The sequence below is a fragment of the Neiella marina genome (assembly GCF_002165625.1).
Lineage (GTDB): Bacteria > Pseudomonadota > Gammaproteobacteria > Enterobacterales > Neiellaceae > Neiella > Neiella marina.
Genome location: NZ_NGNS01000011.1, coordinates 23,823 through 47,195 on the forward strand (window position 1 = coordinate 23,823; position 23,373 = coordinate 47,195).

General features: G+C 49.1%; 15 protein-coding genes. 8 read left to right on the forward strand and 7 right to left on the reverse strand.

The genetic code is table 11. The annotated features are described in order from the left end of the window. Positions 1-43: 43 nt before the first annotated feature. Together urtA and CBE68_RS10050 are read right to left on the reverse strand one after the other, a co-directional pair. Positions 44-1,324 carry an urea ABC transporter substrate-binding protein gene (urtA, locus tag CBE68_RS10045; RefSeq protein ID WP_143824538.1) on the reverse strand — a complete coding sequence of 427 codons (1,281 nt, stop codon included), beginning with the start codon at positions 1,322-1,324 and terminating at the stop codon, positions 44-46. Positions 1,325-1,365: 41 nt separating this feature from the next. Continuing rightward, positions 1,366-2,367 (reverse strand): porin, encoded by a 1,002-nt coding sequence (locus tag CBE68_RS10050; RefSeq protein WP_087505953.1) that lies wholly within the window; start codon positions 2,365-2,367, stop codon positions 1,366-1,368. 251 nt (positions 2,368-2,618) lie between these two features. Between CBE68_RS10050 and CBE68_RS10055 the strand changes: the two genes are divergently transcribed. Both CBE68_RS10055 and CBE68_RS10060 read left to right on the forward strand, forming a co-directional pair. After that, positions 2,619-6,035, forward strand: coding sequence for an ATP-binding protein (locus CBE68_RS10055; RefSeq protein WP_229744696.1), 3,417 nt, complete (start codon positions 2,619-2,621; stop codon positions 6,033-6,035). Continuing rightward, positions 6,016-6,918: a response regulator transcription factor gene (locus CBE68_RS10060; protein ID WP_087505954.1), complete on the forward strand. Its 903-nt coding sequence runs from the start codon at positions 6,016-6,018 to the stop codon at positions 6,916-6,918. Before CBE68_RS10055 ends, CBE68_RS10060 begins: the two co-directional genes overlap by 20 nt. A 14-nt stretch (positions 6,919-6,932) precedes the next feature. On the opposite strand, the gene CBE68_RS10065 is transcribed toward CBE68_RS10060, so the two are convergent. The 5 genes from CBE68_RS10065 to CBE68_RS10085 form a co-directional block, all read right to left on the reverse strand. After that, positions 6,933-8,096, reverse strand: coding sequence for an Hpt domain-containing response regulator (locus tag CBE68_RS10065; RefSeq protein ID WP_087505955.1), 1,164 nt, complete (start codon positions 8,094-8,096; stop codon positions 6,933-6,935). Positions 8,097-8,130: 34 nt separating this feature from the next. Continuing rightward, positions 8,131-13,098, reverse strand: coding sequence for a CHASE domain-containing hybrid sensor histidine kinase/response regulator (locus CBE68_RS10070; RefSeq protein WP_087505956.1), 4,968 nt, complete (start codon positions 13,096-13,098; stop codon positions 8,131-8,133). Between the two features lie 159 nt (positions 13,099-13,257). Continuing rightward, positions 13,258-13,653, reverse strand: coding sequence for an energy transducer TonB (locus CBE68_RS10075; protein ID WP_158100569.1), 396 nt, complete (start codon positions 13,651-13,653; stop codon positions 13,258-13,260). A 294-nt stretch (positions 13,654-13,947) separates the two neighbouring features. Continuing rightward, entirely contained in the window at positions 13,948-15,933 is a 1,986-nt protein-coding gene (locus CBE68_RS10080; RefSeq protein WP_087505958.1) for a glycoside hydrolase family 127 protein, read from the reverse strand. A 68-nt stretch (positions 15,934-16,001) separates the two neighbouring features. After that, complete coding sequence (locus CBE68_RS10085; RefSeq protein ID WP_087505959.1) at positions 16,002-17,051, reverse strand: SMP-30/gluconolactonase/LRE family protein; 1,050 nt, start codon at positions 17,049-17,051, stop codon at positions 16,002-16,004. Between the two features lie 139 nt (positions 17,052-17,190). Here CBE68_RS10085 and CBE68_RS10090 point away from each other — a divergent pair, with 139 nt between their 5' ends. From CBE68_RS10090 to CBE68_RS10115, 6 genes are all read left to right on the forward strand, one after another. Then, complete coding sequence (locus CBE68_RS10090) at positions 17,191-18,735, forward strand: MFS transporter (RefSeq protein ID WP_229744695.1); 1,545 nt, start codon at positions 17,191-17,193, stop codon at positions 18,733-18,735. A 12-nt stretch (positions 18,736-18,747) separates the two neighbouring features. Next, entirely contained in the window at positions 18,748-19,650 is a 903-nt protein-coding gene (locus CBE68_RS10095) for a 2-dehydro-3-deoxygalactonokinase (protein WP_087505961.1), read from the forward strand. Next, complete coding sequence (locus CBE68_RS10100) at positions 19,643-20,278, forward strand: 2-dehydro-3-deoxy-6-phosphogalactonate aldolase (RefSeq protein WP_087505962.1); 636 nt, start codon at positions 19,643-19,645, stop codon at positions 20,276-20,278. Before CBE68_RS10095 ends, CBE68_RS10100 begins: the two co-directional genes overlap by 8 nt. 141 nt (positions 20,279-20,419) lie before the next feature. Then, positions 20,420-21,160 (forward strand): FadR/GntR family transcriptional regulator, encoded by a 741-nt coding sequence (locus CBE68_RS10105; protein WP_087505963.1) that lies wholly within the window; start codon positions 20,420-20,422, stop codon positions 21,158-21,160. Positions 21,161-21,532: 372 nt separating this feature from the next. Beyond that, the gene (locus tag CBE68_RS10110; RefSeq protein WP_087505964.1) at positions 21,533-21,748 is read left to right on the forward strand and encodes a hypothetical protein; all 216 of its coding nucleotides are present in this window, start codon (positions 21,533-21,535) and stop codon (positions 21,746-21,748) included. Positions 21,749-21,836: 88 nt separating this feature from the next. Further along, positions 21,837-23,363 (forward strand): sulfatase family protein, encoded by a 1,527-nt coding sequence (locus CBE68_RS10115; protein WP_087505965.1) that lies wholly within the window; start codon positions 21,837-21,839, stop codon positions 23,361-23,363. The last annotated feature ends 10 nt before the right edge of the window (positions 23,364-23,373 follow it).

Here is a 23,373-nt window from a genome sequence, read left to right on the forward strand (position 1 = left end):
AACCGGTGTGCAATCCGGTAAAGGGTTTTCACAACAGTCAGAACTAGTAGTTCTGGCCTGAACACTTCGAGGTCTTGACGTTGTAGTTACCGCAAGACAAAGGCGCTCGCCAATCTGAAATCAAGTCTTTTGAGCCCGGCAGGAAGTCAGACCAAGCATCGCCTGGGACCAAGCCAGAAGTCTTCCAAACTGTTTCGAATTGACCATCGTCCTGAATCTCACCAATCAACACCGGCTTGGTGATGTGGTGGTTTGGCATCATGGCAGAGTAGCCACCAGTCAAGTTAGGTACTGCAACACCAATCAGCGCATCACCAACCACACTTGGGTCTGTGGTGCCGGCTTTTTTCACTGCTTCAACCCACATGTTGAAACCGATGTAGTGAGCTTCCATTGGGTCGTTGGTCACGCGATCTTCATCTTTAATGAAGGCGTGCCATGCTTCGATGAACTCATCATTGACGTCAGATTCAACGCTCATGAAGTAGTTCCAAGCGGCCAAGTGACCGACCAGAGGCTTGGTGTCGATACCAGAGAGTTCTTCTTCACCGACTGAGAAAGCCACCACTGGGATTTCGTCGGCGCTAATGCCTTGGTTACCCAACTCTTTGTAGAAAGGCACGTTGGCATCACCGTTAATGGTTGAAACTACCGCTGTTTTCTTGCCTTTTGAACCAAACTTTTTGATGTCAGAAACAATCGACTGCCAATCTGAGTGACCAAACGGGGTGTAATTGATCATGATGTCAGATTCAGGTACGCCTTTCGCTTTCAAGTAGGCTTCAAGAATCTTGTTGGTGGTACGAGGGTAAACATAATCCGTACCGGCCAGAACCCAGCGCTTAACGCCTTGGTCCATCAGATAATCAACTGCAGGGATGGCTTGTTGGTTTGGCGCAGCACCTGTGTAGAAGACGTTTTTCGATGACTCTTCACCTTCATACTGAACGGGATAGAACAGCAGGCTGTCGAGTTCTTCGAATACTGGCAGTACCGATTTACGTGATACCGATGTCCAGCAGCCGAATACTGCATCAACGTCTTTCTTTTCAATCAATTCACGAGCTTTTTCTGCGAACAATGGCCAGTTTGATGCGGGGTCAACCACCACGGCTTCGAGCTTTTTACCCAGCAAGCCGCCCTTTTTGTTCTGCTCATCAATGAGCATCAGCATGGTGTCTTTCAGGGTGGTTTCACTAATCGCCATGGTGCCAGAGAGTGAGTGCAACACGCCGACTTTGATGGTGTCTTCATCCGCCATCACACTGCCAGCGCTCATGCTGCCTGCAATGGCGGCAGCTAACATTAATTTTTTCAGGTTCATCGTCAGTTATCCTTGTTTAACGAGTGTGGTTGGGCGAGTGCTTAGAAAGTCACCAGCGCTTCAAGAGCAAAGCTGTCGGTATCGACGTCGGTGGCATCGTCGGTATCCATGCGGTATTCAGCAACAATCAGCAGGTAATCGTTAACGGCATAGCTTGGCGAGATGGTGAAGCCACTGATGTCTTCAACGGTATCGCCATCATCGTTTTCAACTTCCCAAGCGTGATAACGCAAGGTGATGCCGGCTTTGTCAAAGGCATAGTTAGCCATCAACAAGTAACCATCGGCTTCAGCACCTGGACCACCGGCGGTAGCGGTTGCTGCTGGCGTTTCTTCTGAAGTGTTGTATTCCGCGGCAAGAGTGATTGGGCCTGCGGCATAGCTTGCCCAAACGTTGACCATGCTGATGTCTTCACCGGTGTCATCGTTCTTATCAGCAAGATAGAAACCTTTCACTGTGACCGATTCGATTGGGTTAAATGCCAACATGGTTTCGATAGCAGGATTAGAGAAGTCGCTGCCGTCGCCTTTGAGGTTACCGGTGTCAGCAACAACCGATAGCGCTGCACTGAACATGTCACCAGTGTATAAACCAGAGACACCCTGCTGATAAGCACCATAGAAGTACTTGCCATAGCCAGTGCCTGAATACTGGTAGAGGCCTGTTGGATCTTCTGTTTCCCAACCAGAGTAGCTGAGGAAACGACCTGCTTTCACTGAGAATTGATCGTTGAAGGCGTAGTTGATGGTCATTTGCTCAAGGTGCATTTCTTCGCCATCACCATTGTCATGCCATTCGATATCTGCATGGGCGCTGAACTTGTCGGTCATGGCATAACCGATTTGAACTTCGGCTTGGTCGAGCGCAGCGCTGGAATCTGAGCTAGCGTCATCTGGATCTTCGTAGTAGTAAGACATGTCGATGAAGCCTGAGATGCTGATTTTATCGAACTGAGCTGCCAGTTCATCAGCGGTCAAGGCGTTGGCCATTGGGCTTGCCATGAGTACTGCTAGAGCGAGTGCGTTCTTCTGAAAGCCTTTCATCACGCTATTTCTCCTGAAAAATGTTATGTTATTGGTTGGTTAAAAACCTTCGCAGAGTGTTTTTGTCGCTAACGTTTCAGGCTCTGGCGACTCTTCGATGAAAGTGATTCGCAAACCAGCAACGTCGGCTTGTGGCTACTATCCGAGGAAAGGGCAATTGGGCCAATCAGGCGATCGGCGCATAGGGCTACGTTAAATAACGCATATTCGAAAGCACGCTGACTCAATAGACTTAGGAATGAAGTTACCCTATGCCGCAGGAAGCAAACCTGTCCGCTGACGGACAGCCCCGCCAACAGATGCAGAAAGTTCTTGTCACGCGCCGGATCTACAACAAGTTCGTTGCCAATGAGATGCAAGAAGACTTTGCCTTGCGCTTTACCGCGAAGCGGGCCCGTAAGTGGTCATCGGGCTGGATTGCCAATACTGCGTTAGGCACTGTGTCATTCCTGGTGCTTGAAGCATTGGGCGGCGCTATTACCCTCAACTATGGTGTCACCAACGCCCTGTGGGCGATTTTTGCGGTTGCCTGTGTGGTGTTTATTAGTGGTTTGCCGATTAGCTACTACGCCGCCAAGTATGGCGTCGATGTTGATTTGTTGAGTCGTGGCGCCGGTTTTGGCTACATCGGCTCCACCGTGGTATCGCTGATATACGCCTCGTTTACTTTTATCTTCTTTGCCCTCGAAGCGGCCATTATGTCGATGGCGCTGCAGCTCCTTTTGGGGATCCCTTTGGTGGTGGGGTACATCATCAGCGCAGTAATGGTGATCCCGCTGGTGATGCACGGTATTAGCCGTATCGGTAAGTTCCAGCTTTGGACGCAGCCGCTGTGGTTGTTAATGCAACTGATCCCGCTGTTCTATGTGTTTACTCACCCTGATAGCCGTGTTGATGAATGGCTTAACTTTGCCGGTGTTGATGGCATTAGTGGCAATAACTTTGACCTATTGATGTTTGGCGCTGCATCGGCCGTGTTGTTATCGGTGGTAGCGCAAATTGGTGAGCAAGTCGACTTCCTGCGGTTTTTGCCTCAAGCCGAGAAAACCACCAAATTGAAGTGGTGGGGTGCGGTGATCTTGGGCGGTCCGGGATGGATGTTTGTTGGCGCCGCGAAGTTGGTACTGGGCAGTTTTCTTGCCTATCTGGCGCTCAAACATGGCGTTGCAGCTGCACTTGCCGATGATCCAGCTCATATGTATCAGGTGGTGTTTAGCTACGTCACTGACAACCCGCGCGTTGGCGTGCTGTTGGCTGCAATCTTTGTCATCGTCTCGCAGCTGAAGATTAACGTGGCCAATGCTTATGCTGGCTCATTAGCGTGGTCGAATTTCTTCTCGCGCCTAACCCACAGCCACCCAGGTCGGGTGGTTTGGATGTTCTTCAATGTCGCCATCGCCTTGTTGTTGATGGAACTCGGTGTCTATCAGGCCATTGAAAGCATGTTGCAAGTTTACTCGGTACTGGTGTTGGCCTGGATCGGTACCTTGGTTGCCGATCTGATTATTAACAAGCCGTTAGGCCTGAGCCCAAAGCATATCGAATTCAAGCGCTCGCAGTTGTATGACATCAACCCTGTTGGCCTAGGTTCGATGATCATTGCCTCAGTATTTGGCTTTCTGGCTCACATGAATTGGTTTGGTGAAGTGACTAAGGCGTTGGCGTCATACTTGGCGTTTGTGATTCCTTTTATCACGGCGCCAGCAATAGCCTATTGGACCCGCGGTAAGTTCTATTTGGTTCGTTCCAATCAGGACTTGATTATTACTCAGCCACAATCCACTTGTGGTATTTGTGAGTTGGAGTTTGAACAAGAAGACATGGTTTGGTGTCCAGCATATTCGGCACCTATATGCTCGTTGTGTTGCTCGTTGGATGTGCGATGCGGCGACAAATGTCGGCCGAAAGCGACCTTGGCGGCACAGTTCAAACGCTGGTTTAGTCCTTATCTCAGCCCTGCTTGGATGACGCGTTTGTCATCTTCACTGGGCCAGTTCTTATTGGTGATGACGACTATCAGCATCATCATGGCGGTGATCTTAACACTCGCTTACGCCCAATTACCGCACCGCATGTACTACGCCGAGGACCCCATATTTTGGGCCTTCACTAAAGCCTTTTTCTTACTATTGATTCTTATCGGTGTCGTCAGTTGGTTGTTTGTCCTGGCACGTTCGAGTGGCATGGTGGCAATGAAAGAAGTGCAATCTCACGCTCGACTGCTCACCGAGGAAGTTGAAGCCCACCAAGAGACTCACAAAGCACTGCAATATGCCAAGGACCTTGCGGAAACGGCTAACCAAGCTAAAAGCCGATATTTAGCGGGGATCAGCCATGAATTGCGCACGCCATTGAATATTCTGCTGGGCTACGCTCAGCTGCTGTGCAATGACAACGAACTAACACGAGAGAAGCGCGATTATGCCCACATCCTTAAGCGCAGCGGCGAGCATCTCTCGGACTTGCTCGAAGGCTTACTGGAGATCTCGAAGATTGAAGCTGGGCGGTTAGAACTGGCTCGCGATGAGTTCAACGTCCGCGCTTTAATGAAGCAGTTGGTTGACATGTTTCAGCTTCAGGCACAGCGCAAAGGTATTGAGTTTACCGCGGAGATTAGCGATCGCTTGCCAGCCTATGTGGCTGCTGACAAAAAGCGCTTGCGTCAGATCCTAATTAACCTGCTCAACAATGCCATCAAATTTACATCCGCTGGCAGCGTCAAATTGACGGTGTCATTCCGCAGTGACGTTGCTCGCTTTATAGTCGCCGATACCGGCATTGGTATTGGCAAGCAAGATGTCGAGCGTATTTTCAAACCTTTCGAGCGCGGTGAAGAGTCGTCAGCCAAAGGCATTCGCGGTACTGGGTTAGGGCTGACTATTTCTAATAGCTTAGCGGAGTTAATGGGCGGCGAGATCCGTTGCGAAACTCAGTTGGGGCAGGGCAGCACCTTTACCCTGAGCCTGATGTTACCGGAGATCGAACGACCAGAATCAAGTGCCGAGCTACACCATGCCACCGCCGTCGGTTATCAAGGCGGGCCATTCCATATCATGGTGGTCGATGATGAGCCGGCCCAACGAGAAATGTTACATCACATGCTCAGCCCTCTTGGTTTTGAAATCTGTCAGGCAGCGGACGCCAGCGAATGCCTTCAGCAAACCAAACAGTCGGCATTTGATTTGTACCTGCTTGATATTCAGATGCCAGGCCTGTCGGGCTGGCAGTTGGCGCAACAGCTGAGGCAAGCGGGTATTACTGCGCCTATTGTGATGTTTTCTGCCAATACCTTGGAGATGGAACAAAAGAGCATCGCGGCGCAGCTTCATGATGACTACATCACTAAGCCGGTTGCGTTGGAGACCTTGTTGGAAACCCTGGAACGCAACCTCAAATTGCAGTGGATTTTTGCCGATGACAGCGCCAATGAGTTGGTAGGACAAAATCGCGGCGACCAACTGCCACCCACTGATGTGTTATTGCAACTGAAAAGCTGGGCCGAGATTGGCTATATGAGCGCATTCAGTCAGGCGTTTCGTGATTTAGAAAGAGACCAAGCGATTTGCGGCAAATTTATCGAGCGTCTCGATGCCGATTTAAAGCAATGTAATTTCGTCAATATTACCCAGTACTTAGATACCTTAATCCATGAACCTAGCGCAAACTAACAGCTCCATTGTACTTGTCGTTGACGACTCACCCGAGTCGCTCGGCATGCTTAATGTCACCCTAAATAATGCCGGATTGACTGTGCTGGTGGCTCTCAACGGTTTGCAAGCGCTTACCATTGTTGAGCGGGTAACCCCTGATGTGGTGCTGATGGATGCGGTGATGCCCGAAATGGACGGTTTCGATACCTGTCGGCAGTTGAAAATCAAACTGCCACAAACACCGGTTATTTTTATGACCGGCTTGACCGAATCAGAGCATGTCCTGAAGGGCTTTGAAGTCGGCGGGGTGGATTATGTCACCAAACCCATTGTGCCCGATGAAGTGCTAGCCCGCATTCGAGTCCATTGCCAAAACGCTAAGTTAGCAGAAACCGCGCAGGCGGCGCTGGACTATAGCGGTCAGTATGTGTTTTGTGTTGATAACCAAGGGCAAATGCAGTGGGCGACGCCCAACACTCAAGAGTTAGTCGGCTCATTGACCGAACAGCCGGAGCTCGCTTGGCAACAGATTGAGCAGCAATTATCGCCGTGGTTGAGTCAGTCAGATAAGAATGCCGGTTTGGAGTTACAAGCCTTTGACCCACCGATGAAAGCTTTCTACTCGGGTGAACATGAAGGTGCCTATCAGCTGATCCGCTTGGTCACCCCGAAAAAGACCAAAACGGCGGAAGCGTTGCAAGAAGAGTTAGGGCTCACTAAGCGTGAATCGCAAGTGATGTATTGGGTGTCATTTGGCAAAACCAATTGGGAAGTTGCCCAGATCTTGTCGATGAGCCCTCGCACCGTCAACAAGCATCTGGAGCAAATCTTTAAGAAGTTAGGCGTCGACAATCGGACCTCTGCCTCGGCCATTTCGATCCGAGTGCTAGAGGCCGAATAACAACGCCACAACAGCTAGTTTGACGACAGCTGTTCGCGGATTTGCTGGCACACTGATACCACTGTGGTCGATGCCCGATTGAGTTGTTCGGTTGTTGGTGGTTGATTGCTCGCCAAGTCTTGCTCAATTGCAATGGCGACATCAGCAATACAAGTTACTCCTAGGTAGGCCGCTGCTCCTTTCATACCATGAACGTAGGCCGCCAGTTCATCTCCTTGCGACTGCAATCCATCGCCATACATATCGGCAAACTTGCGTAGCAAATCGACATAGACCTTAGGGTTGCCACCACAGCGTTGCAAGCCTGCTTCGCCATCCAGGCCATCAATACTCATTGCCTCGATACTTAAAGTTTCGATCTGTGCCGCTTCATTGTCTGTTGCTTGTTCCAATTCGATGGTTTGCTGCCAGCGACGGATTTCTTTGATGAGCTGCTGAACCCCTTTGACTAACCGCTGACAATGACTCTCTACTTGCTCACTGGAAAGACGGTCTGCTTGCTCGACAAGCTCTTGCGCCAACCCCGTAAAATCAGGATGGGCGAGGTGACTAATGACTTGTTGGATTTGCCGTGCCGCATCCTGCAAGGCACCCGATTGTTGGCTGGCGGCGGCCTTTTTAAGCGCCATCACCTTCGGAACACAGACGCCAGTAAATTGCGTCAATAGTTCCTGTATCGGTTGTTGTAGTTGTTGGGCATGAGCTTTGACCCGAACTTTGTCGAGATATTCCTGCAGGTCATCAGCCTGGGCAGGTTGTGGCAGCCATTGATAAAGCAGTTGGTAGAATTGTTGGGGTTCGACCGGCTTGCTGGCAATAGCGTTCATGCCTGCTGCCAACGCTTGTTGTGTTTGTGCATGATCGGTGGTGGCCGTCAGCGCAATAATTGGCAGTGACGCCCATTGCGGCTGTTGCCGAATTCGTTTTGTTGCCTCGATGCCATCCATGATGGGCATCTGACAGTCCATTAACACGAGATCAAATGATTGCTCGGCAAGAATATTGATCGCTTGTGCGCCGTTTTCTGCCAACACCGGTTTAGTGTTCGCCTTGGATAGCAACTCAAGCAGCAGAGTTTGGTGGATTTCATTGTCTTCGACAAATAGTACCCGAATACCGCGAATCGCAGACATGACGCGCTCATGCGGCACACCTTCAATCGTTCTGGGTTGTATCATGTATTGCCATACCTATGCTTATCAAATAACGGTTTTATTGGTTTCTGAGCCGTTTCAGTAGTTGTTCTAACAAATCATTAGCTTGGTCAAATTCAAAGTTTTCAGCCAATTCCGCCAGCGTGACCAACTCTGGTAATTGACTCGATAGCACAGGTGTTAACTGCTCAAGCACTGACATGGCTTCGGCATCATAGCTTTGTAGGTACTGCTGCAAGCTAACTAGCTGTTGATACTGCTCATCGGTGAGGGCGGGCTCCTTGGTTACAACCGCAGGCGTCGGCTCATCATCGGCATCTAGTTGCGCGAGAGACGCAATCACGGGCGCTAACTTGAGGTCTACTTGCTGCAACCGTCGGCGTACGTATTCATCATCTAGTCCATCAATAAGCGCTGCTTCCAACTCTTTCGCAGCTTCCTGAACACCTTTTGCGCCAATGCTGCCAGCGACGCTCTTGAGCGAGTGGGCATGGCGAGTGGCTGAAGTCTGATCCGACTCTGCGAGTGCTGATTCAAATGTGGCTTTGAAATCTTGATAGTTGTCGTAGAACTTAGTCAGAAGCTTGCGATATAGCGATTTGTTGTTCATTGATACTCGCAGACCAGTGCTAATGTCGATATCAGACAACGGTGGTAACTCGATTTCAGAATCGTTATTGGCTGTGACTTCTGAATCTTGCTGACTAGTTGCTTTGGGGGATATCCAATGCGCCATGATTTGGAACATTTGATTAATGTTGATTGGCTTAGCGATGTGGTCATTCATCCCCGCTTCGAGTACTTTTTCGCGGTCGCCCGCCATGACATTGGCTGTCATGGCAATTACCGGCAAGTCTTTAAAGCGCTGTTGATTGCGTATTTCTCGAGTTGCTGTGTAACCATCCATCACCGGCATTTGGCAATCCATCAAGACACCGTCAAATGATTGTTGATCTAACAGCGTTAGGGCTTCTTGGCCATTGTTGGCAACGGTTGGGTTTAAGCCATGGCTGCGCAGTAGCTCAACGGCGAGTTCCTTGTTTATTTCATTGTCTTCAACGAGCAGAATTTCGGCACCATTGAGTTTTCTAATCGCGCCCTTAACGCTTTCTTGCTTGGTCGATGTGCGAGAATCAGCTACAACCCCATGGCCCAGCGCCAGCAGCATGGTGTCGAGTAGCGTCGATGGCATCACGGGTTTCGACAAAAAACCTGCGAGTTCGACATCCTGTGCCTCGAGCTGCGCTTCCTCCCGGCCATACGCCGTGACCATGATGACCGTTGGAGCTGACTGTAATTTCGGGTCGTTTTGAATGAGTCGTGCGGTTTCAATACCGTCAATGCCCGGCATGCGCCAGTCCATTAGCACTAAGTCATACGGCGCTGGTTTATCGGCCGCCTCGATCATGGCAATGGCGTCAGTACCATTGGTCGCTTCATCGATGGCAAAACCAAAATTCTCCAGCATGTTGCGCAGGATTAACCTGGACGAGCTGTTGTCATCGACGATCAGTATTTTCAGTTCATTCAGCTCTTTGCGAGTCTTCATTGCTGTTGCGGCGCCAGCTTCTTGTAAACCGAGGCAACAAGTGAATGAGAATGTACTGCCATTACCGGCTTCACTGTCCACCCAAATCTCGCCCTGCATCAGCGACACTAGCTGTTTCGAAATTGCCAGTCCGAGACCCGTACCCCCATGCTTGCGAGTGGTTGAGGAGTCAACTTGGCTGAACGACTCAAACAAATGCTGTTGTTGCTCGGCATTCATGCCGATGCCGGTATCACGAATGGCAAACTGCAACACCGCTTCGTCTTTAGTACGCTCTTTCACGGTCGCTTGAACAACCACCTCGCCGCCTGCTTCGGTGAATTTGATGGCATTGCTACCTAAATTGAGAAGAATTTGTCCCAGCCGGAGTGGGTCACCAATCAATGCTGTGGGCAATTCGCAAGGCAGATCGAACATCAGCTCAACGCCACTCTCTTCTGCTTTTAGGCCGAGCAAATTGTTGAGGCTTTCCATGACATCTTCGAGTTGGAAATCAATGTATTCGAGCTCAAGCTTGCCTGCTTCGATCTTAGAAAAGTCGAGAATGTCGTTGATGATTCCCAACAGACTCTCTGCGCTGCGGTTGACCTTTTCAATATAGTTACGTTGTTTAGGAGCTAAATCGGTGCCCAGTGCCATGTGCGACATACCGATAATGGCGTTCATCGGGGTTCTGATTTCGTGGCTCATATTGGCAAGAAAATCAGATTTGGCCTGAGTGGCTTCCTCTGCCACTTTTTTCGCCTCAATGAGCTCGGAGACCTCAGCAGAAAAGCCAAACATGCCGACAATGTTGTGCTGATCGTCATAGATGGGACGTTTATTTGATTTAACCCAACCGGTCGAGCCATCTGGCCGCAGGTAGCTCTCTAAATGATCGATGAGCGGTTCACCTTGTTCAATGACGGCACGTTCACCATCAAAGTATGCTTGCGCATCCTCGCGAGGAAAAATATCGAAGTCGGTTTTGCCTTTGGCGCCAAATACGCCATCTTGCCCAGTTAAGCACGCATGATTAAGGTTTTGTGCTCTGTATCGGTGCTCTGCATCTTTGATATACAGAAAGTCACTGGAGAAATTGAGAATGGCGTTGAAATCGCGATTCAGTAGCAATAGCTCCTGACTTCGTTGCTCGGCTGCTTCTTTCGCCCGGGCCAAACTATTTTCCATCTCTTTGCGGGTAGTGATGTCGGTGACCGAACCACTGGTCCGATAGGCTTCTCCATTACCCTTTCTGAGTGACTTCGCGCGAGCCCTAAACCAACGATAGGAACCCGATTTGGTTCGCATGCGATACTCGATATCGTAAGGCACATCATCAACTAGGTGCGCCATAAACGCTTGGTTGGCCATTTCGAGCTCGTCGGGGTGAACGTGATCGCGCCAAGTATCTAGAGTATTCGGTAGTTCACCCGGCAGATAACCAAGAATTTCAGTGAACCGAGACGAAAACCAATTTTCTCCAGAGCGCGAGTCATATTCCCAAAGTGCGTCACCACTGCCACGAACGGATAGCTCAAAACGCTCTTGGGTTTCGGTTAGCTTCTGCCGAGACTTTTTCACTTCTTCAATGAGTTTACTTTGTTTTTGCTCTTGCCGAATGGAGTGGCGCAAGTAGACAAACAATAAGATCGTCAACAGGCTAACCGCCATCGGCATAACCAAACTCGTTGGGTCCCACGTCGGATACAACGAAGGGTGAGCCGGTATTGCGATCATTTGCCATTGGCGGTCGCCGAAGGCAATGATGTTCTCGGCGTGCATTTTCTCGTTGCCAATATCGAACACTGCAGGTGGTGGATTAGCTCCGGGGTAGCGACTGGCATGAGTGTATAAGCTTTGGTGATCGTTCGGCTCGGTAATATCAACAAAGTGCATGTGGATACCACCGGGCTTGGAGTAGTTGATTAGGATATCCTCAATCATTGAACCTACTTCGATGGTTGCTGCAGCGATGCCTAACACCGCACTGCGGCGTTCCGCCACATGAGTTAATGATTCATCTCGACGGTAGACCGCTAAAAGAATAGCTGCGCCAACGGCGTCGTCACGATCCTTTAGTTGTACCAAGTTTAACGGCGATATTGCCGTTGGCGAGCGGCTATCAATGGCTTTGTATACCGCAGGTTGGGAGTATGATTGTGAGGTAACATCAATACCAATCGCCCCCTTGTTGGCCTCATAAGGCTCGGTATAAAGAATTGGATAATGTTCTTTATGGGTTTCTATTGCGACGTAGCCTTGACCATCGAAAAGCCTGATAGTCAGTGGTGTTTGATACAGCTCGCTAATGTGCTGCTCAAACGCGGCTCGCTGCTCGCCTGTGACTTTGGGTAACCATTGCAAACCAAGCAAACCTGGCTGCACCTGCAAGTTGCGTTGTACGTATTTGGCGAACTCTTCTCGAGAGATGTGTTGTGACGAATTGAATATTTTTTCAATGTCATAAAGCGATTCGGTGTAAGCGGTGATCCCCCGAGTAATGGCGTTTGCGTGACTGTAGGCAGCAGCTTCAAAACGTGCTTTGGTTGTTTCTCGGGCGGTGTTATCAAGAATTGTGTACAGCAATGCCGACAACGCGATACCGAAAAACAAAGCGACCATCGGGGCGTAGTCTTTGAGTTTATTGTCTTCAGCGATTTGTGCCGACAAGCTGGTTCGAATGGCTAAGGTTAGACCTAAGGTTGCAATAATGCCGAAAAACAACACGCCTTCATCGGCGAAGTTATTGGCTGATGAGCCCAGCAACTCGACCATATTGTGTTCGTGAGACTTCAACGCTTGCCATGTGGTAATACTCAATGACAAACAGCCAATACCAATAGGCCACGGCAGCCACATTGGCAATTTGTGTTTGTCCTTGGAAGGTAACGAACTGATGGTATAAGCCAAGAGGCCTATGCCGAGTACAACGAAGCCAAATGAGGTATGCACTGCCATTTTGGTTAATTTGCCCCAGCCGTAGGCAGTGTCGATTTCAATGAGATAGCCGCTAAAAGCAATGAAACCAAGCGAGAATACCAGCGATGCCAAGATGGCCGAGTATGACTGTTGCCATTGGTAGCTGCCGGAACGAGAGGCGATAAAGCATCCGAGCCCGAACAGCGAAAAGCATAGCGCCGTATTGGGGGCCATACGCCCAGGATGAGAGGTATTGATGTCGACATAATGCTCCATCAATAGTTGATCGATGTGCAAGTCGACACCAGCGATGTACTCAGTGAGCGTGAGAGAGCCGAGAAGGATTAGGAAGACCGATGAGACACCGGCGACTATCGATGAACGAATGAGCAACAACGCAATGGCTGATGCGACAAACCCTAGCGCGGTGTTGTATTGCATCGGAACAAACGACGGATCGATTTGAATCAATAATTCGTTGTGGCTATGCCAACCGATCACAACGAGGACGCCTAAAACGAGTGTTAGTGCACCGGCTAGCCGGTGCACCCCATTCCACCAATTACCTTGAATCATCCTAGAAATCCAATCCCCGAACCGCTGTATTCGTTATGTTTTTTACAAACGCCAAGTTAACCACACTGGCAACAAATATTCACATCAAATCGCTTTGCAACGGGATGGAGGGCGACGCTTCGCTAACGTCTAAATCGATTCGTTACTCGAGGCTGTTTGTTACTTTGTTGTTTTGAATTTGCCAAATGTCACAACGACCTCATGGTTTTTTCTGACCAAAGCTTTGCCATCGACCCACAGCGGTTTGTATTTCCAGCGTTTAACCGCTTCGCCAGCGCTATGTTCAAATCCGTAGCGTTTTGGGTAAGAGTCAACCACGCGGATATTTTGCACAGCACCGAGTGTCGATACATCAAAGCGCAAGTGAACCCAGCCAGACTTACGTTTTTCAGCAGCGCGCTTAGGGTATTTGGGTTCAATAAGAATGATTGGATTTACTGACTGAAACTGTTCAGCTAATTCTGGGATCGATTGACTGGCAGTGGATGTTGTTTCAGATGTTGATGCGCAGCCAAACAGCAGCGCTGCGGTTAGAATGATCCATCCTTGTTTCATGAGGTTTGTTGCTCCTAGTTGAACTGTATTGAAAATAAAGGGCATAAAGCGTTAGCGAAGCGGCGTTGGCAACAAACCGATTAAGACAACGCTCAGTCGCCGTAAACACGTCCATGTGGGCTCGACGCTGGCTTCCATGCCAGCGACGCTTCGCTAACGTCTAAATCGATTCGTTACTCGCGGCAGTTTTTGCCTTGTGCTCTTTGTTATTTGTTGCCGCCAGAACAAAAAAGCCGCTCTGTGAACTGAGCGGCAAAAGGTTCGGGGGGAAAGTAGGACAAGGTCCCTAGAACACTACTTCCAAACAACCGGCATAAAGACGGTCATTTCAGCTTCGCCTCGGTTACTCCAGGCGAAGTAAGGAACTAACTGCACACGCTGCTCGTTCCAAACAGGTTTCGTCACAGCGCGATACATGCTTTCTTGCTCGACTGGACGAAGTAATAGGTTGGCATCAATGGTGGTAATGCCGCCGAGGAAGTCGTCTTTGTGCTCGGCATTGAGGCTGGCTTCTCCTTCAATGTAAACATCAAGGATTTCCGTGCCTTCTGGCAGATCCGGAGTTTCAACACAGTAGACCAATGGGCCACGCTTCACTGCAACTTGGCCGCGTACTTCTTCGATACGAGGGTGACCTTCAACAAACGTCGCTTCCATTGGAATGTCAATGACGACCACATCACCTGCTTGCCACTCTCGGTTCAATACGGCATAGGTACCCGGAACGGCTTCGACTGCAGCCTTTTCACCATTAATGGTGATTTCCGCGCCAGTGGCCCAGCCCGGAACGCGCAGGCAAATATCGAAGGCTGCAGACTTGCATTCTTCAACTGTCAGTTTGACTAAGCCTTTCCACGGGTATTCGGTGTCTTGAGACAACTTCAACGCTGAACCGTCACGCATGGTGGAGGCTAATTTGTTGCCGCCGTAAAGGTTCACATAAACGCCATTTTCGGCAACGCTGTATGCCCAACCTGACAGGTTTGAAATAGTACGAACCAAGTTTGGTGGACAGCAGAAGCAGTCAAGGTAACCTTCGCGGTTTGGCGTTTCGGTCACATCAGCATGAGCGTCGTAGTCACGTGTGTTGTGAATCATCCGCAATGGGTTGGCATAGAAATAGTGCTTACCGTCATCGCTAATACCCGACAGGCCGCTGTTGTGCATCACCAATTCAATGATGTCGGCGTACTTGGCATCACCGTGAATACCGAGCATGCGGAAGCTGAACATGGCATTACACAGGTTGGCACAGGTTTCGTTGTAGGCGGTTAGGTTAGGCATCATGTAGTCATCAATGAAGCCTTCTTCGATCATGTCGCGGTTCACGGAAGCACCGTAGTGGGTTTGACCCACAGCGCCAGTGACGTACATTTTCTTCTGCGTCACGCTTTCCCATAGACGATCCAGGGCTGTGATGAGTGCTTCTTCACCGGTCTCGGCGTAAACGTCTGCTGCACCAGCGTAGTAGTACAATGCTAACACCGCGTGACCGACAGGCGAGGTTTCTTCTCGCAGTGGCGTGCGCTCTTGCACCATGTCACCAATTGGGTAACCAATAGTGGTGGCGTCGTGCTCAATTTCGTAAGTACCACGGCGGTCGATGAACTTCTGCGCCAACTTCAAGTACTTGGCATCACCGACGGTACGATAGAGTTCAACCAGACCCATGATTTGTGTTTGGTTAAAACCGAAGCGCTGGTAGTGCTTAGTGTCAGGGAAGAAGATGGTATACAGCAGATCGGCATGTTTTACTGCCAAATCTAAGAAATTACGTTGGCCAGTGAGGCGATGGTGGGCACAGGCACTGATCAACAAGTGACCGGTGTTGTACATTTCATGGTACTTGCGGTTTTCGTAGCGGTCGGCATCGTCACGCAATTGAATTTGAGTTTGCAAGTAACCATCTGGCTCTTGCGCCTTGGCTAGAATGTCGATGTACTCGTCAAGCTCTTTGAGCAATGATTCGTTTTTAGTCAATGCGTAGGCATAGGCTTTGGCTTCCATGAACTTGTAGAAGTCACCGTCATGCCAGTACATGCCTTGGTGTTCACCTTCTTTCATGCCAGCAGCAATTTTGAAGTTGTTCAGTGCATGGCCCACATCACCACACAACACATCACCCATGTAAGGGATCATGACTTCAATGGCTTTTGCGGTTTTTTCCGCCCAGAAACCATTGGTCCACTGACAGTCGCCAAAGTTGGTGGCCTTTAGCTTGACATGTGGGCTTGCAGAATTCGCTAAAATAGCTTTATCTGTCACTTCAATCGCGCTCATGTTTGTACCTCTTGGTTATTTTTTCAATGGCCAAATGGTTCACCAACCGCGGCCAAAAAACTTATTTGTTAGTTCAGTTCAATATATGAAACGGTATATGGCTTGCTGTGTTTGCTGTTGCGAATGCCTTTACCTTTCATTAAGTCAAAGTTAGAAATGATCAGTTTGTCGCCATAGACAATCAGATCTGCTGGCTGATCAATCTGACCATTGGAGCCGTCGTTGTCAGCATAGTCGGCTAACATAGTGACCACTCCATCAGGGCTCAGTTTGAAAATTTGGTTGAGGCCAAATCCGGCCATATATAGGTTGTCGTCGCCATCAAAGGCAATGCCATCAATACGGGTATCGTTCGGCAGTTTCGCCAACAATTCCTTGCCGGTGACCTTGCCATCCTTGTCCATGGTTAAGCGATACACTTCGCTGTCACCTAAATCGGCGGTGAACAACTCGCCAGCCTTATTAAAGGCAATACCATCGAGACCAAATTTGATGCCCTGGTTGTCTGTTTCAGTATGAAAAATAAGCTGGGCATCAGTTAATGTGTTGGTCATTGCTAAATTGCGATCTGAGGCGTTGAAACGATAGATAGCGCTGGTAGTTTTAGCGGACTTCACTTTCGGCATTTGCAGCTGAGTAATGTATATCTGCCCTTGGTGGTAGCGCAGGCCGTTGGGGTTAATACCAGAAGCAATCACTTCAGTATTAACAATGTCGTTGCCATCAAAAGTAAGTTTAAGAATACGGCCAAATTTTGGTCCGCGAGAATCACCAACATAAAGTGCGCCGTGTTCATCGTAGGCAATGCCCATTGGGTTGGCTTTCTTCTTTAAGCCTAATGTTGGCACTGTCGCAAGGTGGCTGACCTCACCATTTGGACTCAGTGACAGCAATTCGCCCTGTAACTTATTATTGGCGAAGTTTGGGCAAGATAAGGTCAGCGAACCATTTGGTGCGATGGCAAAGGCATCAGGCGTGGGGCAGTTTGCTGGTAGTTCGGCGAATAGCTTCGCCGGTTGTAAATTTGTTGCTTTTTCAACTTCAGTAGCGTCAACAGAGGGCAGAGATAAGCCCGCGATGAGCGCAATCAATCCAGCGTTAGGTAACAACTTTGTCATTATGTGATCCCGAGATGATTGTTAACCAAGTTTTATAAACATGGCCCTTGAGTTTCAAAAACTTTAAACATAATATGTTTGAAATGATGTGATGTACATAGGTTTCTGACAAATTATGAGAAAAAGTCCAGACAGTCTTGTGACCCAATACTCATTAATCGCCGCTTTCGGTGGTTTTGTGTTTGGGCTCGACGCCGCCAACATTTCTGGGGCGGTTCGCTTCGTCAGCTCGTTATTCGAGCTCGATAGCATCCAACAGGGCACCGTTGTTGGCTGTGCTTTATTAGGTGTAATTGTCGCCCTGCTATTTACCGGCACCCTTTGTGAGCGGTTTGGTCGCGCCAAAGTGTTGCTAGGAATTGGCTTTGCCTATTCGTTATCGTCGATTTTGTCGGCGACTGCAGTGAACTATGAAATGCTCATTGTTGGCCGCTTTATTGGTGGTGTGGCATTCGCTTCAATTACCGTTTCGGCTATGTACATCGGCGAAATTGCACCACCCGAGAGCCGGGGTAAGTTTGTCTCGGTGAACCAGTTCATGATTGGCCTCGGCTTGCTGCTTGCCTTTATCATCAACTACTTCCTTATCAAGTCGATGCCAAGCATTAGCTGGATTGACAACACCAATGTATGGCGAGTCATGCTCGGCGCTGAGCTGATTGCCAACGCTGTGTGGGTTGCGTTGTTGTTGCGAATTCCTGAGTCGCCACGTTGGTTGATCTCTAAGCATCGCGATGAAGAGGCGAAAGAAGTCTTTAAAGTAATCGCCCATGAAGACCAAGTCGATTCGTTGGTTGCAGATGTCAAACAAAGCCTACAAAAAGAAGACAAACTCGATACCGCCAAACAGCTTAAAGAGCTGTTTAGCAAGCGCATGCGGTTTGTTGTCTTCATTGCTGTTTGCTATGCCATTGTGCAAGGCGCTACCGGCATGAATGCAGTGCTGTTCTTTGCTCCCATGGTGTTTGAACAAGTGGGCATGAGCGTTGAAGACACCTTCTTACAAACCATTGCCACCGGTGCGGTTGGTTTGGCGGCGACGCTCATTGCGATTGGCTTTGTCGAAAAACTGGGGCGGCGAATATTAACCATTGCTGGTTTGATTTTGGTGGTGCTATCCCATGGCGCGACTTGGATGGGCTTTAATCAAGCGAGTTACACCTTTGATGATAAAGCCATTGCCGCGATTGAAGTGCAATTGCAAGAGCAGGGTATTGATGTTGCTAAGATTCAGCCGTTTGTTGGTCAAACGTTTGATACCGACGTCGAGTTGAAGAAAGCGCTAGCGGCTAATTTCGACAACAAAGAGTTCCCATTGGTCAGCGGTTTGGTTATCAACGAAACCATTAGCGGTGTCAATGCAGCGTTAGTTCTATTTGGAATCTTTGGTTTCCTTGCGGCATTTAACTTGTCGATTGGCCCGATTATGTGGGTTCTATTCTCTGAAATTTTCCCCAATTCAGTACGGAGTGTTGCACTACCTTTTGCAGCCTTGGTACAGACTATTTCGTCTTGGAGTATCCAACAGTTCTTCCCTTGGCAGCTCAATAACTTGGGTGTATCGACCATCTTCCTGATTTATGCCGGCTTAGGCCTCGCAGGTTTGATTGTCATGTGGTTTGCTTTGCCAGAAACTAAGGGTAAAACCATTGAAGCAATTGAATTGGAATTGGCGAAGGCATAGGGAGCTGTTTAGATGTCAATTGAGAATACCAAATACCTGATCCTCGACTGGGGCACCACCAACTTTCGTGCTTTTGCTATGTCGGCAGAGCACGAACTACTGGCAACGCAAGAGCACCCGATGGGGATCTTGCAAGTCGAAGATGGCAAGTTTTCTGAGTCGTTAGAAGCCATTTTAAAAGACTGGCTACCCGATTACAGCCAACTGCCAGTGTATATGGCTGGCATGATTGGCTCGCTCAAGGGCTGGGTCAATGTGGCTTACGCGCCGACCCCTGTGGGTTCGGACGATCTGATTGCCAAGGCCCACCGCTTTACTCTGCCGTGGGGGCCAGAAGCCATCATCATGCCAGGCGTTAGCCATCAGTATGAAGGCGACAAGTACGATGTGATTCGAGGTGAGGAAGTCCAAGCTTTGGGCTTAGCCAAAATTATTGATGCCGCTGATTACGAAGCTATTTTGCCAGGTACCCACAGCAAACATCTGTTGTTTAAAGACGGCAAACTTTGGTCTTTTGCCAGCTTTCTAACTGGCGAGCTCTACTCAGTAATTTCCAATCACATGTTGCTCGGCCGCGATTTACCCAAACCGTGTGGCGACGAGCAAGCCTTTATCAAAGGCGTTGAAGATGGTCAGTCAGGCCCATTTGCCAGCCGCTTGTTTTTGGCCTGGACCAATCGACTATTTGAAAAGCTGACCCGAGACCAAATCCCTGACTATTTGTCTGGCTTGCTGATTGGCTTCGAACTTCGAGAGTTGAAGAGCCAAAAGGTTTATATCGTTGGCGGCGACACCTTGTCGAGGCTTTATCAAAAAGCCGCCGCTAGCTTGGGTATTGAAGCGACTATTGCCGATGGCAACGCTTGTTTTCTAGCGGGAATGACCCGTCTAATTGAGGATTTATCGAATGACTGATTGTGTGTCATTGCAAGGACACTTACCGCTAATTGCGATTATCCGGGGTGTGACACCGGACTTGGTGCTTGAAGTAGCTGATGTGTTGGTGGAAGAAGGCTTCACCATGATTGAAGTGCCGCTGAATAGCCCTGATGCATTAACTAGTATTGCTAAGTTGGTTGCCAAATACGGTGACAAGTACATCATTGGCGCGGGCACTGTGACTACGCCAGAGTTGGCCGAGCAGGTCATTGCCACTGGCGCCAATTTAATCGTCACGCCAAACTTTAATGAGCAGGTGGTTAAAATGTCGGTTGCTGCAGGTTGTGCTACTTTTCCTGGAGTCGTAACACCAACTGAAGCCTTCGCTGCGTTGGCTGCTGGTGCCACCGGATTGAAGCTGTTCCCAATCTCTATGGTCGGTCTTGATGGCTTTAAAGCGCTGAAATCAGTGTTACCAGCTGATACTAAATGTTACCCAGTCGGTGGCGTCTCACCTTCGATTGAAAGTATGAAACCTTACATCGAGATTGGTGCGGATGGGTTTGGCTTGGGCTCTGCGCTCTACAAGCCGTCAATGACCCTTGAGCAAGTTCGAGCCAATGCCCGTGGTTATGTGACTAGTTTTAAACAACTAGTCAGCTGAGCTCGCTGATTTTTTGTTTATTTGAAGTTTATTGATTTAATGCAGGAACTGGTGCTGTCTTCAATTCGCGAATTATTATACTATTCAAAATAATTAAAGATAATATGTTTAATAGCTAGAACAAAGATAAGATGTTTGCCGATGAGTGAATTAGTTTATTACGACCTGAAGCGGTCGACCAAAATGACCCCAAGTTTGTCGGTGCAAGTTGCACGAGAACTGGGACGTCGCATTGTAGCCGGCTCAATTGAGCCTGGTGCCTTGATTGATGACGAAAATGCTTTGGCGGAACGCTTTCAGGTGAGTCGCGTGGTTGTGCGCGATGCGGTTAAAATTTTAGTAGGTAAAGGATTACTGGATGTTCGCCGAGGGATAGGCACTAAAGTCCGACCACGTAATGAGTGGATTTTACTGGACGACGATGTCTTAGCTTGGCATATCACAGCAACGCCTCGCGCTGATTTCATTAATCAGCTGATGGATATTCGATTGGCGTTTGAACCCAAGGCTGCGCGCTGGGCCGCTGAGCGGGCTACCGAAGAAGACATCGCTGAAATCGATAAAGCATGTAAGGGCATGGAAGAAGAAACCGGCTCCATTGAGAAGTTTATTGTCGCCGATGCGCTGTTCCACAAAGCCATGCTTCGCGCCGCCCACAATGAGTTTCTCAATGCAATGGAAGGGGTGATTTACTCTGCCTTGCTGGTGAGTGTGCGAATCACCAATCAAGACCCGCGCAAAAATAGCGACTCCGTTGCTTTCCATCGTGAAGTGTACGAAGCGGTTGCGGCAGGGGATGGAGACAAAGCTGAACAACTCACCGAAAAACTGTTAACCGACGCAATTCGTCGCCTTAAAGAGAACTTTAACGTCGAACGCTAATCAGTACACTGGTAAGAGCTAAATATCAAACGGGAAGCCCCTTGGCTTCCCGTTTTTTTTGTCTTAATGGAACGGGATGAAGGGCTTTACAAATCACAACATTTGTTAATGATTTGTTAATTGTGGTGGACGCAACACATTGCAAACTCCTTTCCAAGCCACTCATACAGGCAGTGATAGCGATATCATCGAGACTTATTCGCAGGTTTATCGATCTCGCAACATTAAAAATATTCGTTAACAAACTGTGCACTCGCGCATGAACTGCTGTTGAAAGCTCAAACATCATATGTTTACATAGGTGGCATAAATATTCCTGCAAAGTATGTAGGATCAAATAATAGAGATACATGACCATCGGAGTATTAAACGATGAATCAATTGGGGAGTAGTGGGAGTTTTGCCTTCGCCATCACGACGGCGCTCTCTTTGTCAGCCTGTAATACCGCATTGGCAAGTGACACTGAAGTGACTGATGTTCCGTGTCAGCAAGTTTCCACGACAGCCAATGACAGTGGTCTCGCCGATTCAGTCGAACTGGCGTTGACTGACGCAGGATTGCAGCTTAATCCACACGTTTTATTGTGAGTGGAGCGGACAGGACAAATGAGCGACACCGCAGCGGTGTCTTTATCTGAAAACTATCCATTACCGAAGTGAACAAGAGCTTGCTTTCATGAACTCGTTTAATTTCAAAAATCTAAAAGGCGCAGCAGCGTTGCTGTGTCTTGTTACACCGTTTCTGGCCTCACCCTCTTTGGCCGATGTCAAACGCACTGAAAAACCAAATGTGCTGGTACTCATGTTTGACGACATGCGCTTTGACACTTTCTCTTACCGCGGTGGCCCGGTTAATACCCCTAATATTGACCAATTGGCTGCTGAATCAACTCGTTTTGACAATGCAATGTCAACAACGGGCCTGTGTTCGCCATCTCGAGCTGCGTTTTACACTGGCCGTTGGGGCCACAAAAACGGTCTAGATGACAATGTTGAGCTCTACCACACCCGCTTGATGGAATTGGATCCACGTGAAGGTACGCTGATCAAGCGCGCCAAGGATGCGGGTTACTTGGTAGGTCATGTTGGCAAATGGCATTTAGGTGCGACCGGTACTGCCATGCGTGGCGCAGAAATTGACTTAGCCCATGGTCATGAACCACGCGAACGTTTTACTCGGGTTTACACGCCGTATTCAAAAGTGACTCAAGTTGAAGGTTACTATGCGGGTAAGCTTGATGATGGTGATGAAAAGCACGAGTACTACCGCACGCTACCTGGCGGTTATAAGGATACCGAGGCCTACAAGAAGGTAGTTGCTGGTAAGCAAATGCTGAAACAAATGGCCAGCGACGAGCGCCCCTTCTTTGGTGTGATCAGCTTTAATCAGCCGCACCCTGCCTATCGAGTGCCAGAGCCATATGCCAGCATGTTTGACCCGAAAACAGTCAAACTGCCGTCGAATCATCTAGCTGAGCGAGTGAAAAAACCGTTGGCGCAAGGAGGGATTTGGTGGCCTTGGCATGATGTGGGTCATATGACTGACATGGATTGGCGAAAAGCTCGCGCCTACTACTATGGCGCCATTGCAATGGTTGACCGCATTATTGGCGAACTGCTGCAAGCAGCTAAAGACGAAGGTATTTACGACGACTTACACATCGTCTTGCTTGGCGATCAGGGCAGCATGCTGGGCGAGCATACGCTCTATGACAAAGGTCCATATGCCTACGATGAGCTGATGCGGATGCCGTTGTTGATCAAAAACCCGAACCTACAACCGCGCACGGTTAATCGTCAGGTGTCACTGCTTGATGTGACGCCAACGCTGGCTGAATTGATGGGCTTGGCCAGTGATGGCGATGTTGATGGTCATACCCTAACGCCGTTGATGACCGAAGGTGATAAAGCTGAAGCCGGACAACCTGACACCGCCCTCTATGCCTACGAGTGGTACAACGGCTCATGGTTTGGGATTCGCGCAGTACGGACGCCAGAGTTCAAGTTTGTCTGGAATCCGGGCGACAACGTGGATGAATTCTACGACCTGAGCAACGACCCTGGCGAGGTCAGCAATCTGATCGGCAACGCCAAGTACAAGAAGCAAATCGCCATGATGGTTGAGCTTCTAAAAGCTGAGCTCAAACGCGTTGATGATCCATCGCTGACTAAATTAGAGCATCACGCCAAAGCGTACCTGTAAAGATTACTGC